General features: G+C 64.1%; 13 protein-coding genes and 3 pseudogenes. 5 read left to right on the top strand and 11 right to left on the bottom strand.

The features are described 5' to 3' along the window. The first annotated feature begins 97 nt into the window (after positions 1-97). Both ACLKMW_RS06705 and pcaF read left to right on the top strand, forming a co-directional pair. Complete coding sequence (locus ACLKMW_RS06705; RefSeq protein ID WP_415723634.1) at positions 98-349, top strand: GlsB/YeaQ/YmgE family stress response membrane protein; 252 nt, start codon at positions 98-100, stop codon at positions 347-349. A 174-nt stretch (positions 350-523) separates the two neighbouring features. Further along, positions 524-1728: pseudogene (gene pcaF, locus ACLKMW_RS06700) on the top strand (3-oxoadipyl-CoA thiolase). A gap of 55 nt (positions 1729-1783) precedes the next feature. Here the strand turns inward: pcaF and gyrB are convergent. Both gyrB and ACLKMW_RS06690 read right to left on the bottom strand, forming a co-directional pair. Beyond that, positions 1784-4231 carry a DNA topoisomerase (ATP-hydrolyzing) subunit B gene (gyrB, locus tag ACLKMW_RS06695; RefSeq protein ID WP_415723633.1) on the bottom strand — a complete coding sequence of 816 codons (2448 nt, stop codon included), beginning with the start codon at positions 4229-4231 and terminating at the stop codon, positions 1784-1786. 163 nt (positions 4232-4394) lie between these two features. Further along, a complete protein-coding gene (locus tag ACLKMW_RS06690; RefSeq protein ID WP_415723632.1) occupies positions 4395-6431 on the bottom strand; it encodes a 4Fe-4S binding protein in 2037 nt (678 codons plus the stop codon). 118 nt (positions 6432-6549) lie between these two features. On the opposite strand from ACLKMW_RS06690, the gene ACLKMW_RS06685 reads away from it, so the two are divergent. Then, a complete protein-coding gene (locus ACLKMW_RS06685) occupies positions 6550-7254 on the top strand; it encodes a biotin/lipoate--protein ligase family protein (protein ID WP_415723631.1) in 705 nt (234 codons plus the stop codon). 6 nt (positions 7255-7260) lie between these two features. Next, positions 7261-7824, top strand: a complete 564-nt coding sequence (locus ACLKMW_RS06680) for a DUF6505 family protein (protein ID WP_415723630.1) — start codon at positions 7261-7263, stop codon at positions 7822-7824. A 19-nt stretch (positions 7825-7843) separates the two neighbouring features. Here ACLKMW_RS06680 and ACLKMW_RS06675 read toward each other — a convergent pair whose 3' ends face one another. The 7 genes and pseudogenes from ACLKMW_RS06675 to speB form a co-directional block, all read right to left on the bottom strand. Next, entirely contained in the window at positions 7844-7999 is a 156-nt protein-coding gene (locus ACLKMW_RS06675; RefSeq protein ID WP_415723629.1) for a hypothetical protein, read from the bottom strand. Between the two features lie 123 nt (positions 8000-8122). After that, a pseudogene (locus ACLKMW_RS06670) lies at positions 8123-8894 on the bottom strand (carbon-nitrogen hydrolase family protein). Beyond that, positions 8891-9697, bottom strand: coding sequence for an ABC transporter permease (locus tag ACLKMW_RS06665; RefSeq protein WP_415723628.1), 807 nt, complete (start codon positions 9695-9697; stop codon positions 8891-8893). Before ACLKMW_RS06665 ends, ACLKMW_RS06670 begins: the two are co-directional and overlap by 4 nt. After that, on the bottom strand, positions 9694-10548 hold the full coding sequence (locus ACLKMW_RS06660) for an ABC transporter permease (protein ID WP_415723627.1): 855 nt from the start codon (positions 10546-10548) through the stop codon (positions 9694-9696). Before ACLKMW_RS06660 ends, ACLKMW_RS06665 begins: the two co-directional genes overlap by 4 nt. After that, the gene (locus ACLKMW_RS06655; protein ID WP_415723626.1) at positions 10545-11582 is read right to left on the bottom strand and encodes an ABC transporter ATP-binding protein; all 1038 of its coding nucleotides are present in this window, start codon (positions 11580-11582) and stop codon (positions 10545-10547) included. Before ACLKMW_RS06655 ends, ACLKMW_RS06660 begins: the two co-directional genes overlap by 4 nt. Positions 11583-11658: 76 nt before the next feature. Next, on the bottom strand, positions 11659-12744 hold the full coding sequence (locus ACLKMW_RS06650) for an ABC transporter substrate-binding protein (RefSeq protein ID WP_415723625.1): 1086 nt from the start codon (positions 12742-12744) through the stop codon (positions 11659-11661). Between the two features lie 44 nt (positions 12745-12788). Then, positions 12789-13859 (bottom strand): agmatinase, encoded by a 1071-nt coding sequence (speB, locus tag ACLKMW_RS06645; RefSeq protein ID WP_415723624.1) that lies wholly within the window; start codon positions 13857-13859, stop codon positions 12789-12791. 204 nt (positions 13860-14063) lie between these two features. On the opposite strand from speB, the gene gcvA reads away from it, so the two are divergent. Then, a complete protein-coding gene (gene gcvA / locus ACLKMW_RS06640; protein ID WP_415723623.1) occupies positions 14064-15059 on the top strand; it encodes a transcriptional regulator GcvA in 996 nt (331 codons plus the stop codon). A gap of 106 nt (positions 15060-15165) precedes the next feature. Here gcvA and ACLKMW_RS06635 read toward each other — a convergent pair whose 3' ends face one another. Further along, a complete protein-coding gene (locus tag ACLKMW_RS06635; RefSeq protein WP_415723622.1) occupies positions 15166-16173 on the bottom strand; it encodes a formate dehydrogenase subunit gamma in 1008 nt (335 codons plus the stop codon). A gap of 60 nt (positions 16174-16233) precedes the next feature. Then, positions 16234-16354 (bottom strand): annotated as a pseudogene (locus tag ACLKMW_RS06630) (formate dehydrogenase); the annotation flags it as partial.

Genomic DNA, 16354 nt, shown 5'->3' with positions numbered 1-16354 from the left:
CTGTTGTTGCCGGAATGTTTTACGGCGAACTGAGTTGAGTTGGCGCGGGCCTCGGCCGGCGTTTCCGATTTCGGATTTCAACCTCGGGAGAGACAAAATGGACGTAAATGGCGTTGGATGGTTGGCAGCAATCATCATCGGGGGACTTGCAGGCTGGCTGGCCGAGCAATTCATGAAAAGCAATATGGGTCTTCTCATGAACATCGTTCTCGGCGTCGTCGGCGCCATCGTTCTGAACGCCATATTGGCGGCGTTGAACGTCGGCTTTACGGGTTGGCTGGCCTATCTGATCGTCGGCTTCATCGGCGCCTGCATATTGATAGCCCTCGGCCGAATGGTACGACGCTGAGGCCCGAGGCAGCACGGGCGCCCATCCTCCAGCGCTGTGTCATTGACGGGAGCCGCCTCGCACGAGGCGGCTTTTTTGATCCGCGACCGACCGAAGAGCCGTTCACGCCGTTCCTGGAATTGCTCCGGGCGGCGTAGCCTGCCAATGTAGGCGAATGCTTGTGAGGCCCCCAAAGTGACCGAAGCCTTTATCTGCGACTATATCCGCACGCCTATCGGCCGTTTCGGAGGCGCGCTGGCGCCGGTTCGCACCGACGATCTCGGCGCAGTTCCGCCAAGGCGCTGATTGAGCGCAATATCGCGGTCGATTGGGAAGCGGTGGACGAAGTGGTTCTCGGCTGCGCCAACCAGGCGGGCGAGGACAACCGCAATGTCGCGCGCATGTCCCTGCTGCTGGCCGGCCTGCCCGAATGCGTTCCGGGGGTAACGCTCAATCGCCTGTGCGGCTCCGGAATGGACGCGGTGTTGACCGCTGCCCGCGCCATTCGCGCCGGCGAAATCGAATTTGCGATTGCCGGCGGCGTGGAATCCATGTCGCGCGCGCCCTTCGTTCTACCCAAGGCCGACAGCGCCTTTTCGCGCCATGCCGAAATCCATGACACCACCATCGGCTGGCGTTTCGTCAATCCGCTGATGAAGGCGCAGTATGGCATCGATTCCATGCCCGAGACGGGAGAGAATGTCGCCGCTGAGTTCGGCATCTCGCGCGCCGACCAGGACGCATTCGCCGTTCGCTCTCAAACCCGTGCCGGTGTCGCCATGGAAAACGGCAGGCTGGCGCGAGAGATCGTCCCGGTCACCATTCCCCGACGCAAGGGTACGCCGACCGTTGTGGATCGGGACGAACATCCGCGCCCAACAGCGACGGTCGAGGATCTCGGCAGGTTGCCGACGCCATTTCGCCAAGGCGGCTCGGTCACTGCCGGGAACGCATCGGGAGTCAACGATGGCGCGGCGGCGCTGATCGTGGCGTCGGAGGCGGCGGCGAGAAAGCATGGCTTGAAACCGATCGCGCGCATACTCGGCGGCGCGACGGCCGGAATTGCGCCGCGCATCATGGGAATGGGGCCGGTTCCGGCAACGCGCAAGCTGTGCGCGCGGCTCGGTATCATGCCGCAGGATTTCGACATCGTTGAACTCAACGAGGCGTTCGCCGCGCAAGGCATTGCGGTGCTGCGCGCCCTCGAGATCGATGAGGATGCCGCCCATGTCAATGCCAATGGTGGGGCGATAGCGCTGGGCCATCCGCTCGGCATGTCGGGCGCGCGCATTACCGGAACCGCGGCCCTCGAATTGCAGCTTCGCGGTGTCAGGCGTGCGCTTGCCACGATGTGCATCGGCGTCGGCCAGGGCATCGCGCTTGCGCTGGAACGGGTTTAGACTAGATGGAAGCTGGCCTGCGGGCACCCCGCAGGCCTTTACGTGCCCCGGCGCGTCAGACGTCCAGATTGGCGACCGATAGCGCATTTTCCTGGATGAAGTCGCGGCGCGGCTCGACCTCGTCGCCCATCAGGCGCGAGAACAGGCTGTCGGCCTTGGTCGCGTCGTTGATCTTGACCTGCAGCAGCGAGCGCACATTCGGGTCGAGCGTCGTCTCCCAAAGCTGCTCGGCATTCATTTCGCCAAGCCCCTTGTAGCGCTGCATGGTAAGGCCCTTCTTGCCGGCGGCGAAAACCGAATCGAGCAGCGCGATGGGGCCGGATATCGCTTCGGAAACATCCTTGCGGCGAAGCACGGGCGACTGCGCATAAACCTCGCCCAGCCGGGCCGCATAGCGGTCCAGCGCGCGTGCATCGGCCGAGTGAAGCAACGCCATGTCGAGATAGGCATGCTCCTTCACGCCGCGAACCGTTCGCTCGAAGAGGAAGCCACCCGGACCTTCATTCGATATCGAGGTGCGTCCCTCCCAGCCGCGCTCGGTGTCCTCGGCAATGGCATCGAGGCGTGCGGCGATCGTGGCCGCCATCTGGTTGGCGCGGCCAAGATCGGAAAACACCTCCGGGTTGAAGGCGCCGGCGATCGCCGCCTGCTCGACCACCGCCCGCGAATAGCGCGTGTGCAGTCCGTTGATGAGCGCACGCACGGCAAGCGCATCGTCCACCGCACCTCTGAGGTCGCGTCCCCTGCGCACTTCACCCGAGGAAAGCGTCAGCGAAGCCTCATCAAGGCCGCTTTCGATCAGGAACTCCTCGAAAGCGGTTTCGTCCTTGATGTATTGCGAGCTCTTGCCGCGCGAAACCTTATAAAGCGGCGGCTGGGCGATATAGAGGTGCCCGCGCTCGATCAGCTCCGGCATTTGCCGGAAGAAGAAGGTGAGCAGAAGGGTGCGGATATGCGCGCCGTCGACGTCGGCGTCGGTCATGATGATGATCTTGTGATAGCGCAGCTTGTCGGCGTTGAATTCGTCCTTGCCGATCGAGGTGCCGAGCGCGGTGATCAGCGTGCCGATCATGTCGGACGACAGCATGCGGTCGAAACGCGCCCGCTCGACATTGAGGATCTTGCCGCGCAGCGGCAGGATCGCCTGGTTCTGCCGCGAGCGTCCGCCCTTGGCCGAGCCGCCGGCGGAGTCACCCTCGACGATGAACAGCTCGGACTTGGCCGGATCGCGTTCCTGACAATCGGCAAGCTTCCCGGGCAGCGAGGTGATGTCGAGGGCGCCCTTGCGCCGCGTGAGTTCGCGGGCCTTGCGCGCCGCCTCGCGCGCTGCGGCAGCCTCGACCACCTTGCCAATCAGCACCTTGGCCTCAGCCGGGTGTTCTTCGAACCAGGTGCCGAGCGCCTCGTTGACCAGACTTTCGACGACCGGCCGAACCTCGGATGAGACGAGCTTGTCCTTGGTCTGCGAGGAAAATTTCGGATCGGGAACCTTGACCGAAAGGACCGCCGTCAAGCCTTCGCGGCTATCGTCGCCGGTGATCGACACCTTTTCCTTCTTGGAGATGCCGGAGGATTCAGCATAGCCGGTAACCTGCCGGGTAAGTGCGGCACGGAAGCCGGCCAGGTGCGTGCCGCCGTCGCGCTGCGGAATGTTGTTGGTGAAGGCGAGTACGTTTTCGTGGTAGCTGTCGTTCCACCACATAGCCACTTCAACCGTGATGCCGTCGCGCTCGGCGCGGATGGCGATGGGCGCCGAAATCAGCGGCTTCTTGGCCTTGTCGAGATATTTGACGAATTCCTCCAGACCGCCGTCATAATGCAGTTCCTGCAGTTTCACGTCGGCATGGCGCTTGTCCGACAGGACGATGCGGACGCCCGAATTCAGGAAGGCCAGCTCACGCAGCCGGTGCTCCAGCGTCGAATAGTCGAACTCGACCATCGTGAAGGTCTCGCTCGACGGCAGGAAGGTGACCTCGGTGCCGGTCTCGCCGCCGGAATCGCCCGTTATCGTCAGCGGGCCGTCGGCGACGCCGTGGGTGAACGACATTTCGTGAACATGGCCATGGCGGCGGATCTTGAGTTTCAGCCAGAGCGACAGCGCGTTGACGACCGAAACGCCGACGCCGTGCAGGCCGCCCGAAACCTTGTAGGAGTTCTGGTCGAACTTACCGCCGGCATGAAGCTGGGTCATGATGACCTCGGCAGCCGAAATGCCTTCGCCGGTGTGGATGTCGGTCGGGATGCCGCGGCCGTTGTCGGTGACCGTCACCGACCCGTCCGGATTGAGCGTCACGGTCACCAGCGTGGCGTGGCCCGCAAGCGCCTCGTCGATGGCGTTGTCGACCACCTCGTAGACCATGTGATGCAGGCCGGAACCGTCGTCGGTGTCGCCGATATACATTCCCGGCCGTTTGCGCACCGCATCGAGGCCTTTGAGGACCTTGATGGAATCGGCACTATATTCGGCTTGCGCGCCGGCTGGGTTGTCGGTCGTGTCGTTCATGAAAAGCTTTCGTTTCGTTTCAGCAGAAAAGTGCGCCGATTCCCGCCCCGAATCGCGCACTTCGAGATCACCCAGATATAGGAGTTTTCCGCGGTTTTTCCAAGTTTTGCGCGGATTTTACCGCGAAATCGCGGCAATATGCTCCAACACCGGAACGGTCGGTTCAGGAGTGGGTCGGATTGTCTGCGCCCGTCTCGCGAGCCCGCAGATAGTCGTCCGTGGTGACGACCGGCGGGCGCTGCGGAATGTTGGGATCGAAGCCTTCGTTCACCACCGCCGAGACGCGGCACTTGTCGCACATTTTCACCACGTCGATCCGGCGGGCATGCTCGCCCTTGAACATCCAGTGCTTTTCCTCAAGCCTTGCGACGACGCGCTCGATGGTGCTTTTGGTGCCGAACGGCTCGCCGCAGGCGATGCACCGGAACGGCTCTTCCTGCTTCAATGTGCGCCGCGGCGCGCTCCAGGCCAGGAAATCGAGCTGCGGTTCGAGCGTCAGCGCATCTTCCGGGCAGGTGGCGGCGCAGAGGCCGCATTGCACGCAGGCGCTTTCGGCAAAGCGCAGCATCGGCCGCTCCGGGTCGTCCGAGAGGGCGCCGGTCGGGCAGGCCGTCACGCAGGAATGGCAAAGCGTGCAGCTCTCGACGTCGAGCGCGAGCGAACCGAACGGGGCGCCGCGTGGCAGCGCGATGCGATCGACGGGGGCAGGTGCGGCCCGGTGCAATTCGGAAAAGGCGGTTTCGAGAAGTCCTCGCTTGGCGCCGCGCGCCACGAATGAGGCCGTATTTATCGCGGCCGTGCCACGGGGGGCTGCATCGAGGAAGGCGCGCAGCCGATCAGGATCGTCCGCCTGCACGATCCGCACGACGTCCTCGCCGAAGCCGAGCGAACCGACGATCGTCTGCGAAAGTTCGACCACCTGCCGCATGCCGAGCATGTCGTGCCGTGGCCGCTCGCGGGCGAGAAGTGTCACGCCCGTGGCTCCATAGGCGAAGGCGGCTGCGATCGCCTCCGGGCCGACCTGGCTGACTTCGTTGACGGCAACGGGGATGACCTCGGCCGGCAAGCCGTCACCGAATCGCGCCAGCGCGTCGATCAGCGGCCTGCCGTGATCACCATCGTGGAACAGGATCCTGGGACCGACGCCGCCTGCCTTCGTGTAGGTCTGCAGCAGCGTGCGAAGCCGGCTCATCAGCATATCGGCTGGCGGCACCGCGTAGGAGGCGGCCCCCGTGGGGCAGGTGGCCGCACAGAAGCCGCAGCCGCCGCAAATGGCCGGGTCGATTGCCACCGCATCGCCATTCGGTGTGATCGCGCCGGTGGGGCAGAGGTCGAGGCAACGCGTGCAGCCGGTGATCTTCGAGCGCGAATGAGCGCAGAGCGAGGCGTCGAACCGGATGAACAACGGCTTGTCGAAGGTGCCGACCAGATTGCCGGCCTCGGCGATCGCTTTTTCGACGGCGAGAGGATCGCGCGGATCGGCGCGAACATAGCCCGGCCGCAGTTCATGTGCCGGAAACAGCGGCATGCCGCCGCTGAGATCGAGGATCAGGTCGCAGTTCGAGACAGCGCCGTCACGCGCCGGACCGAAACGCAGTTTTTCGCGAGAGGAAGGGGCCGGCAGGGCATAATCGTCGATGGTCAGTTCGAAGCGGCCGAGGTATCCCTGAGCATTGCGTACGCTGCCTTTCAGGACAGGAAACTCATTGACGGCGCGCGGCGTGATGTCGCCGGGGCGGGTGAGAAGCACTGTGATGTCGAGGCGATCGGCAAGCTGCCTTCCAGCCTCCACCGCCACGTCGTCGCAGCCATAGATGAGCGCGACGCCGGCGCTTTCAAGCGTCACCGGGGTGACCAGCGGCGGCTCCTCGATTGCCGCGGCAATCAGTGCGGCGGCCTTCGGCCCGGCTGCGGCGGCATCCCGCGACCAGCCGCCGTTTTCACGAATATTGGCGAAGGACAGCGGCGCGTCGGACGAGAGGCTCTCGGCCACTTCGCGAAACAGCGGTGTTTCCTGCGTGCAGGCGACGACGATCGCCTCACCAGCCGAAACAGCGTGCCGGAACTCGCCAAGCTCCGCACCGCAAAGATGGTCGTGCCGGGTCACGTTGCCGTTGCAGCCGCGGCTCACCGCCTGCGGATCGAGCGGCATCGTCCGCTCGCATGTGCAGATCATCAGATGAGGTTTTGCGCCGCCCATAGTGCACCTCCCTGTGAGAGGCCCGCAGCCCCTCGTCGCCGACCGCGAGTGATGCACCGTCGGCTTGACCTGTACCTTATAGCCTGTTCAAATTTAAACCAGTCGAAAGATACCGTCCATGATCACACAAGCTGGCGAGCGTCGCCTTGATCTGCCCCCGGGCTATGCGCTCGTTGCCCTGCGCGAACACGCCGACGCGTTCCAACATGCAATGCATGTTGCGGCCGAAGCTGGTGCCGGAACGCTTTTTCGGGTGGGGCGCTACGATCTGATCGAATTCGCGCTGGTGCTGGAGCCGGACGAGGAACTGCCCTCCAGCCGCCGCGCGCTTTTCGCTGGCATGAACGCGGTCGGCGACGCCATTTCGGCCCTCTGCCCGCCGGAGCGTCCGGTAAGCTTCGGCTGGCCCGACGCGGTGTTCTTCGATGGCGCGCTGATCGGCGGCGTCCGGCTCGGCTGGCCTCGGGGCTGCGCCGAAGACGAGGTGCCGGACTGGCTGGTGCTCGGCGTCATGCTGCGCCGCGCCGGCGAGGGCGAGGTGTCGCTGGTCGGCGACGGGTTTGACGAGGGCGGGACGGAGCCGATCGTCAGCAGCTTTGCCCGCCATCTCATGAAGGGCTTCGACCAGTGGAGCGAAGCGGGGTTCGACGCCGTGGCAAGCGCTTATCTGGCGCGGCTGCAGCCCGTGTCTGGACAGGGGCGACGTCTCGCCGGCAATGGCGACCTGCTCCTTGAGCCAGGCGCTGCACCCTTGGCGCTCGGCGGGGCGCTTGCGCGCCCTTCCTGGCTGGATGCCGACAGCCAGAGTCCGAGATATGGGTGAGCGGCGATGCTGAAGCTTCCGCGAACGATCCGGCTTGATCCGTCCGACACCTTTGTCTTCGCGCGCGCGGCCGAGCCGGGGGAGTGGGCCGTCTCCGGCGCTTTCGTCTTCTGGGATTGCGAAGATGCCGCCAAGCTCGACACGAAGTCGCGCGTGGCGCTGCGCTCAGGCTTCCTCGGCCTGGACAGTCTCGGCTGGTCGACGCTGGCCGTCGTTACCGAGGCGACGGAGGCCGATCGCGCCGAAGCGGTCGAACGGCTTGCCACGCAACTGGTCGCACAGTTCGGCGCGCCCGATCTCGATGCGGCGCGCGCCAGCGCGGAAGAGGAGGTCGCCTTTGCCGCTTCGCTCTGCGATCACCCCACCCAGACGCTGCTTGCGGTCAGACGATCGATCGAGAAGGGCGAGTTGCACGAGGAGTTTCGCACGCTGAGGCCGCGCGAACCCGAAATCGGCGGTGACCCTCTGCACGCCCATGCCCGGGCCTTCACCTTCCGTGAGGTCGAGGGCGAAGACGAACCCGTCGAAGAGATCGATCTCCTGGGTCTGCTGAAGACTGAGGAAAAGTAACGGCAGGCGGAAGCGCGGCTCAGTCGACGACGATGAGGTTGTGGCCCGGCTCGCCGACTCGCGTGCTGTTTGTCGCGAACGCCTGATCGACGCTCTTTTGTTGCGCCTCAAGTACAAACGATGCGCCGATGGCTACTACAACTGCTGCAATGACTGCTGCGACAAAGGCTTTCATGGCTTCCCTCCGCTCCAATTCTTCGATTGCGCAATTCGGCCCGGAAAACCCGGCTCGGAATTGCTCCAGTTACGACGACAACTATGGATCATACAGTCGACAAATCAAGCGATGCTTTATCGGTCAGAGCCTGAGATCGGCGAGGTAGCTGTTTGCTGCTGCCGAGTCCGCATAGGCGCTGCGGTCGATCTCGGCAAACAACAGCGCCTCGCCGTTCCGCCCCGCTTCGGCAAGCATGGTGCCGTCCGGCGCCGCGATGCCGGTGAGACCGGCATAGGAAAACAGTGCGTCGTTGCCGCAATGATTCACATAGGCCACGAAAATCTGGTTCTCGAAGGCGCGAACCGGGATCATCTTGCGGGCGATCAGCTCGGCATGATCGCTGGCCGGCAATGCCGTAGGCACGACAACGGCATCGGCTCCGGCCTGGGCGAGACGGCGCACATTCCGGAAATTCAACGTCGTAGCAGATGAGCACGCCGATCCTGACGCCATCGAGCTCCACCACGAATGCGCAAGGAGGCTCGGGCTTGAACAGGCCGCGCTCATAAGGGCCGTAGAGATGCGATTTCCGGTAGACCCTGGGCTGATTGGCGCCATCGAGGTAAAGCGCGCTGTTGAAGAGTGTGTCGCCGGATCTCTCGGCAAAGCCGGTGACGATCGCCACGCCGGTCTCGGCTGAGATCTGCGCCAGCCGTCGCGCCTGCGGACCGTCGGCCGGCTCGGCCAACGCCCTGATCACCTCGCCGGCGCCATAGCCGGTTAGCGCCAGTTCCGGCGTGACCAGCAGGGCAGCGCCCTCGGCTGCGGCCTCGCGTGTGGCGCGTTCGATCCGGGCGAGATTGGCCTGAACGTCGCCAGCGCGTGCCCGCATCTGCAAGGCAGCAATCTTCATGTCTTTTCGTCCGAGCCGAGCGCGCCGAGCAGACGTCGGATGTCGCCGAACCGTGCGATCAGCCCGAACACGATGGCCGCCACCGCGACGAAGAACACGGTCACCGAAGCCATGGTCGGCGTATAGCCATAGCGCAGCGCGTTGAAGATCTTGATCGGCAGCGTTTCCAGGGTGAAGCCGATGGTCATATAGGCCACGATATATTCGTTGAGCGACAGCACGAAGGCGAAGGCATAGCCGGAGACAAGATAGGGCAGGATCAGCGGCAGCACGACGGTTCGCGCCACTGTGCGGTCATCCGCGCCCATGGTGGCGGCGGCTTCCGTCAGCGAGCGATCGATCGAGGCAAAGCCGAGCGACAGCGTCACCAGCGGCAGCGTCACGAAAAAGATGCCGTGGCTGATCGCCGCCGTCCAGGGCCGGCCGTAGAAGCCGGTTGTCGCCCAGAAGGTCAAGAGGCCGAGCGCGGTGATCACCGGCGGCAGGATGAAAGGGGCGATGCCGAGCAACTGGAAGATGTTTGCCCAGGGCGCGCGCCGGCGCCACAGGAACCAGGCCAGCGGCAGCGCGATCGCCACGGCGATGGCCGCCGCCGAGACGGCCAGCAGCACCGAGGCGACGAGTGCACTCCGCCACTCCGGGTCGGTGAATATCTGCGCGTACCAGGCGAGCGAAAAGCCTTTCGGCGGAAAGGTAAGGTCCTGCTTCTCGTTGACCGAGACGCCGAGCACCACGATCAGCGGCGCGGCCAGGAACAGCGCGACCGCCGCGAAATAGAAGCGCCGGAACAGTTTCTCGATCATGCCGCCGCCTCCCTTCGCCCGACCAGCAAGGTGAGGCCGACCAGCGCCAGCGAGATCAGCACCAGGAACACCGCCATGGCTGCGGCAAACGGCATGTTGGACTGGTAGATCGCCTGGTCGGTGATCAGCACCGAGAGCGTCCAGTGCTGCGGCCGCCCGAGGATCTGCGGCAGAAGATAGGAGCCGAGCGCGAAGACGAAGACCATGATCAGCGTGGCCACGATGGTGTTGCGCGACACCGGCGCCACCACGTTGAAGAAGGCGCGCAGCGGGGAGGCGCCGAGCGTGCGCGCCGCCTCCAACAGCGTCGGGTCGAGCCGCACCAGGGCAGGGTAGAGCACCAGGATCGTATAGGGCATCGCCTGGTAGACCATGCCCACCAGCACTGCGCCGAAGCTTGGCAGCAGCGCCTCCGGCTCCCCCATCAGGCCGACGGCAGCCAGCAGATTGGTGATGCCGGCGGTGCGCGACAGCAGCGTCGACCAGGCGAAGCCGATGATGACCTCCGACAGCGACAGCACCGAAAGAAGCGCGACCAGCCACACGGTCTGAACGCGCCGCGAGCAGCGCGTCAGCAGATAGGTGAAGGGAAAAGCGATCGCCACGCAGCAGATGGCGACCAGCACCGCCAGCATCAGCGAAAAGCCGAGCACATTGCCGAAGAACAGCGACAGGAAGCGGGCATAATTGTCCAGCACGAAGTCGGGCGTGTAGAAGCCGCCCTGCTGGCGTCGGAAGAAGCTGACGGCAATCATCGTGGAGAACGGCACCACGAAGAACACGATCAGCATCAGTCCGGGAAAGAACAGCGGCGAATAGTCGGCAATCGACTGCGGGGCTTCGCGTCTCATGAGCGCACGACCACGCAGCTTTCCGGCGGCAGCACCACACCGACCTCAGCCCCTGCCGTGACGTCGGGCCGCTCGCGCGGCGTTGCCACCGCAATGATCGTCGTGCCGGCGGTCTCGACGAAAGTTTCGATCGTGCCGCCGAGATCGCGCACGAAGGTGACCTTGCCCGTAATGCTGCCGGCGCCTGGCGCACTCAGCCGCACATCCTCCGGCCGCACCGAAACCGATGCCCTGGTGACGCCGTCAGGCAGGCGAAGGCCGGGAATTGCCGTGTCCAGGACCATGGCGCGGCCGGCGCGGTCGGTCTCCACCGGCAGAAGGTTGGTCATGCCGATGAAGCCGGCAACGAAGGCGTCGGCGGGCTTGCGATAGATCTCGATCGGCGGTGCGGCCTGGCGGATCTTGCCGTCGCCCATGACCACGACCAGATCGGCCATGGTCATCGCCTCGCGCTGGTCGTGGGTGACGACGATGGTGGTTATGCCGAGCCGCTGCTGCAACTGGCGAAGCTCCACCTGCATGGCTTCGCGCAGCTTGGCGTCGAGCGCCGAAAGCGGCTCATCGAGCAGGAACAGGCGCGGTGACAGCGCCAGCGCGCGGGCAATCGCCACGCGCTGTCGCTGGCCGCCGGAAAGCTTGGCGACCGGCCGGTCTCCGGAGCCGGGAAGATGGACCATCCTCAACAGCTCTTGCGTGCGCTTTGCCTGCTCTTCGCGCGCCACGCCGCGAATGCGTAGCGGGTAGGCGATGTTTTCACCCACCGACAAATGCGGAAACAGTGCCAGCGACTGGAACACCATGCCGAGATTGCGCTTATGGGTCGGCACGTCGGTGATGTCTTCGTCGTCTATGACGATGCGGCCGGAACTCGGCTCTTCGAGCCCGGCGATCATCCTGAGCAGAGTGGTCTTGCCGCAGCCCGAAGGCCCGAGCAGACAGACAAAGGTGCCGTGCGGCACGGAGAGATTTACCCGGTCGACCGCCGTGAATGATCCGAACTGCTTCGAGATGTCGTTCAGCGACAGGCCGGACATGGTTCACCCGCTCCCGGATTGCGTGAGGATAGAATGGCTGCCGGAGCAGCCATTCTCAGACGTCAAGATACAAGGGTTATCCGACGATCATCTCGGTCCATTTCTGGTTCAGCCAGTCCGCCTTGGTCGTGTAGAGATCGTAGCGCGGGATGATCGGCTCGATCTCCGATGACACCGCGGCGAATTCCTCCGGCGTCAGGTCCAGCACCTCCTTCTTCAGCGTCGGTGCGGTGCCGACCTTGCGTGACATCAGGCCCTGGATGGAAGGCTGGCTCATATAGTCGATGAAGACATGCGCCTCCTCGACCTTCTTGGAAGCGCGCGACAGGACCCAGTTGCCGGAATCCTGGATGCCGCCTTCCTTCGGGAAGGTTGAACGCACCGGCTGGCCGTCGGCGGCGGCAAGGCCGGTGACGTCGTGGTAATACTGGCCCATCGGGATTTCGCCGGATTTCAACGCCTGTTCGAACTGCGCCTCGTCGCGATACCAGAGCCGCACATTCGGCTTAACCTCGGCGAGCTTCTCGAAGGCCTTGATCTGGCCTTCCTCCGTGTCGAGCGCGTTGGTGCCGCCGAAGAAGGTCTTGGCGGTCACTTCGAGCAGGAAGGAGTTGGAGACGAGCGCCAGGAGGCCGAGCTTGTCGGTATTTGCCGGGTCCCACAGGGCGGCCCAGGAGGTCGGCGGCTCCTTGTAGACATTGGTGTTGGTGACCAGCGTGATGTACCACGCCACCGCCCCGATGCCGGCGACGCGGCCGTCCGGATATTTGTTGACGAAACGCTCGAGCAGGTCGCCGCCATTCTTGATCTTGGCGATGTCGAGCGGCGTCCAAAGCTCGGTGGACTGGCCCTTCAGCGTGGACGTCTGCGACATCATCGAAACGTCGGCCGGAGCCTGGCCGGCCTTGGCCGCCTGTTCGAGCTGCACCAGCCAGGCCTCGCCGGTCGGCTCGGCGATCGATTCGACGGCGATGCCGCTTGCCTTGGTGAATTCCGGGAAGATGTGCTCGTCGAACGACTTCTTGAAGTAACCGCCATAGACGCCGATCTTCAGCGACTTGTCCTGCGCCCTCAATATGGACGGCATGGCAAGCATGCCGGCTGCTGAAATGCCTGCTGCAAGTACGGCGCGGCGGCTGACGCCTTCGCGATGGTTCGTCATTTGCTTCTCCTCCTTGAAGACCGCCGGTTTGCCGGCGTGTTATTTTATCCTTGTTGGCGGTGCTTGCCAGTGATCGACGGGCTGAACACCATCAGGCTGAGGATCTCGAAAAGCACCTGCGCGCCGGCATGGGCGGTATTGGTGGTGGAATCATATTGCGGCGCAACCTCCACGACATCGCCGCCGACGAGATTGACGCCCTTCAGTCCGCGCAGGATTTCCAGAACCTCACGCGTGGTCAGGCCGCCGACTTCCGGCGTGCCGGTTCCGGGCGCGAAGGCGGGGTCGAGGCTGTCTATGTCGAAGGACAGATAGGTGGGGCCGTCACCGACAATTCGCCGTGCCTTCTCGACAACGGCCGGTATGCCCATGCCGGAAATCTCCTCGGCATGGATCACCGTCATGCCGGATTCATAGGTGAACTCCCAAAGATATTCCGCCGAACCGCGAATGCCGATCTGGATCGTGCGGGAGGGGTCGAGCACGCCGTCGAGCACCGCGTTGCGGAATGGCCCGCCATGGTGGAACTTGGTCCCGTCGAAGGCGCCGCCGGTATCGCAATGGGCATCGATATGGATCAGCCCGACCGGCCGATCCCTCCCGACCGCCTTCAGGATCGGATGGGTGATGGAATGATCGCCGCCGACGGAAAGCGGCGCGACGCCGGCCGACACCATCTGGCCGATGCGGCGCTCGATGTTTTCATGGCTGAGTTCCAGCCGGTAGCGGCTGTCGAAGGCGATGTCGCCGATATCGGCGACGCGCAGGTCTTGCACCGGTGCGCAGTCCAGCACGTGGTTATAGGGGCCGATGCGCTCGATGGCCCGCAAGGCGCGCGGACCGAAGCGCGAGCCGGGACGGTTGGTGACGCCGAGGTCCATCGGCACGCCGACCATGGCGACCTGGAGATCGCCGAAATTCGGATTGTCGTTGTCGACCTGCCTGTATGGCGCCGTCAGGAAGGTCGGCACGCCCGAATAGGGCGCAAGCCGGGTGCCGCTTTCGGAGAAAATCTTGTCGGCGACGCGCCTGAACTGCGGGTTGAAGAGCTCGCCGCCGTGGCTGTCGGCATATTTGCGGCGCAAGGCTTCAAGTTTCTCGCCATCGAAACTCATGCCGTCGATCTCCCTGATGTTCGCCCGTTTGCCGGGTTTCGGAGTGCGCGCGCCGGAATTCGCAAGCGCTGCTTTCGCCCGAAACCAGGTCGCAACGTCGTCTTCCAAAGCTGATTGTTGGGCAAGGCGGCTGGAAAATCAATTGATATTGCTGTAGCCCTCATTGTGAGAAATTCTAACAATCGCGAGCCAGAGGAAAATCCGATGTCCAGGCGGTTGCCTCCGCTTAATCCGCTGCGGGCCTTTGAGGCGGTGGCGCGCAGCGGCTCGCTGACCAGGGCCGCGGCCGAACTCAATGTCACCCACGGTGCCGTCAGCCACCAGGTGCGGGCGCTGGAAGCGGCGCTCAAGGTCAAGCTGTTCGAGCGGGCCGGCCCGCGGCTGAAGGTGACTCCGCAGGGCGCGGAGTTGCTGCCGGTGGTGTCGGGGGCTTTCGACGGGATCGCCGCCGCGACGGCACGCATGACGCGGCCGTCGAGTTCGGGAACGCTGGCGGTGAGCTGCGTGCCGGCGCTGCTGTCGCTGTGGCTGATCCCGCGCCTCGGCACCTTCATCGCGCAGTTTCCCGATATCAGCCTGCGGCTTTCCGCATCCAACGACCCGCAAGACATCCGCTCGCCCGATATCGACATCTGCATCCGCTATGGTGATGCGAGCTGGTCCGACTGCTGGTATAGGAAGTGGACCGATCTCGAGCTTTTCCCTGTGGTCAGTCCGACGCTGGTCAACAACCGGCCGATCCGCACTATCCGCGACCTTGCCGATCATGTCCTGTTGCATGGCGACGACGGCCGGGAGTGGCACACCTGGCTTGCCGCCGCGGATGCGCTCGATCTGCGCGGCGCTCAGCACCACCATCTGGGCGACGCCAGGCTGTCGACCGAAGCCGCTGTTCATGGCCACGGCGTGGCGCTGGGAGATTCCGTCACCGCGAGCAGCCTGCTCGCCAAGGGACAATTGATGACGCCGTTCAAGCTCTCTGTGCCGGCGGTCGATGCCTTCTACGTCGCCTGTCGCAATGAGGTGCGATCGGCCGCGGTGGCGCAGGTGTTCATCGACTGGCTCTTTGCCGAGCGCGACAAGTCGAGCATCGGAAGCGGCGTGGGAGTATCCGGTCAGTTCAACATGCGACCGCGCCGCAAGCGCAAACGGAGCGACGACAGGATGCCATCGGAGTTACCGGCGCCATTGTCGGAATAGCCCAACCTGATCACTCTAAGTCGCCGGGGCGAAGCGGCAATTCCGACCGTGTCGAAACTGCCGCTTCAGGACCCGAAAACGGCCCCCCACTTTCGGGTCCGAAGTTCTACTCGGCGGGGGTCGACAGCGCCGAAGGTGCCGTGTTGCTCTTGGCTTGGGCCTGTTTCGTCTGTTCGGCAAACCAGAGACTATGGTGCTCATTGGCCCAGTTCACGTCAACTGTGCCGCTGCCCATCGCCTCGAAGGCGCCTTCCATGCCGATGGTGCCGATATAGATGTGGGCGAGCATGACGGCCACGAACAGGACGGAGACGATGGCGTGAACCATCTGCGCCGTCTGCATGTCGGCGATGCCGGTGCCGTAGAATGGGAACATCAGCATGTAGCCGCTGATCGCGACGGCCGCCCCGCCGAGCACGACGATCCAGTAGATCGCCTTCTGGCCGGCATTGAACCGATAGGCGGGCGGGTGCTCGTCGCCGACGATGCCGCCGCCGCGCTTCAGCCATTCGACATCGACCCGGTTGGGAATGTTGCCGGCAATCCATATGAGGAAGATCAGCACCACGCCGATGGTGAAAGGGAAGCTCAGATAGTTGTGCGAGGCCTTGGCCAGCACCGACCATGAGGAAAATGCCTCCGGCCCGATCAGCGGCAGCAGCACCGACTTGCCGAAGGTGATGTTCAGGCCGGATATGCCGAGGATGATGAAACAGGTGGCGGTCATCCAGTGGACGAACCGCTCGAAGGCGTTGAAGCGCACCACGGTGCGGCCCGAGCGTCCGCTTTCGAGTTTCACCATGCCGCGCCACAGGTAGAAGATGACGAGAATCGCAAGCATGCCGAGGATGGCGATGGCGCCGATCCATGGCAGCGTGCCCTGATGGAAGGCGCGCCAGTCACGGCCGGCCGGCTGTTCCAGAACGTAGGAACGCGCATCCGGAATGGTGCCGCGCCCCTCGATCCTGCCCAACTGCTCAAGAAGCTGCTCTTCGGTGACGGCGGCGGGACCGTCCTGCGCCTGTTGGGCCACCGACGGGCTGGAAACGATTGCGAGCGTCATGAACAGAAGAGCGCCCGCGAAAAAACGAAGCTTGGCGGCGAAGGTCGTCACGTCACTTCCTCCTTTGAACATCGTTGTTCGCGGCCGGCGGCGCCGGGCGCGAGTAAAAAATCACGCGGTGGTGATCGTCTCCCGATAGGCGGTCTGCCAGCCCCAGGCGCCGGAGCCGTAGCCGCGCTTGAGGACACGCTCCTTGTAGATCTGGGCGATGATCTCGCCGTCGCCGGCCAGC

Source organism: Borborobacter xinjiangensis (assembly GCF_047739745.1).
Taxonomy (GTDB): domain Bacteria; phylum Pseudomonadota; class Alphaproteobacteria; order Rhizobiales; family Rhizobiaceae; genus Pseudaminobacter.
This window is presented reverse-complemented; position numbering and strand designations above follow the sequence as displayed.

What these genes read in the sequence shown, in the direction of transcription:
- ACLKMW_RS06650 (WP_415723625.1), bottom strand. Translation starts at nt 12,744, where the DNA reads ATGACGAACCATCGCGAAGGCGTCAGCCGCCGCGCCGTACTTGCAGCA.
- ACLKMW_RS06690 (WP_415723632.1), bottom strand. Translation starts at nt 6,431, where the DNA reads ATGGGCGGCGCAAAACCTCATCTGATGATCTGCACATGCGAGCGGACG.
- ACLKMW_RS06665 (WP_415723628.1), bottom strand. Translation starts at nt 9,697, where the DNA reads ATGATCGAGAAACTGTTCCGGCGCTTCTATTTCGCGGCGGTCGCGCTG.
- gcvA (WP_415723623.1), top strand. Translation starts at nt 14,064, where the DNA reads ATGTCCAGGCGGTTGCCTCCGCTTAATCCGCTGCGGGCCTTTGAGGCG.
- ACLKMW_RS06685 (WP_415723631.1), top strand. Translation starts at nt 6,550, where the DNA reads ATGATCACACAAGCTGGCGAGCGTCGCCTTGATCTGCCCCCGGGCTAT.
- gyrB (WP_415723633.1), bottom strand. Translation starts at nt 4,231, where the DNA reads ATGAACGACACGACCGACAACCCAGCCGGCGCGCAAGCCGAATATAGT.
- speB (WP_415723624.1), bottom strand. Translation starts at nt 13,859, where the DNA reads ATGAGTTTCGATGGCGAGAAACTTGAAGCCTTGCGCCGCAAATATGCC.
- ACLKMW_RS06660 (WP_415723627.1), bottom strand. Translation starts at nt 10,548, where the DNA reads ATGAGACGCGAAGCCCCGCAGTCGATTGCCGACTATTCGCCGCTGTTC.
- ACLKMW_RS06680 (WP_415723630.1), top strand. Translation starts at nt 7,261, where the DNA reads ATGCTGAAGCTTCCGCGAACGATCCGGCTTGATCCGTCCGACACCTTT.
- ACLKMW_RS06655 (WP_415723626.1), bottom strand. Translation starts at nt 11,582, where the DNA reads ATGTCCGGCCTGTCGCTGAACGACATCTCGAAGCAGTTCGGATCATTC.
- ACLKMW_RS06705 (WP_415723634.1), top strand. Translation starts at nt 98, where the DNA reads ATGGACGTAAATGGCGTTGGATGGTTGGCAGCAATCATCATCGGGGGA.
- ACLKMW_RS06675 (WP_415723629.1), bottom strand. Translation starts at nt 7,999, where the DNA reads ATGAAAGCCTTTGTCGCAGCAGTCATTGCAGCAGTTGTAGTAGCCATC.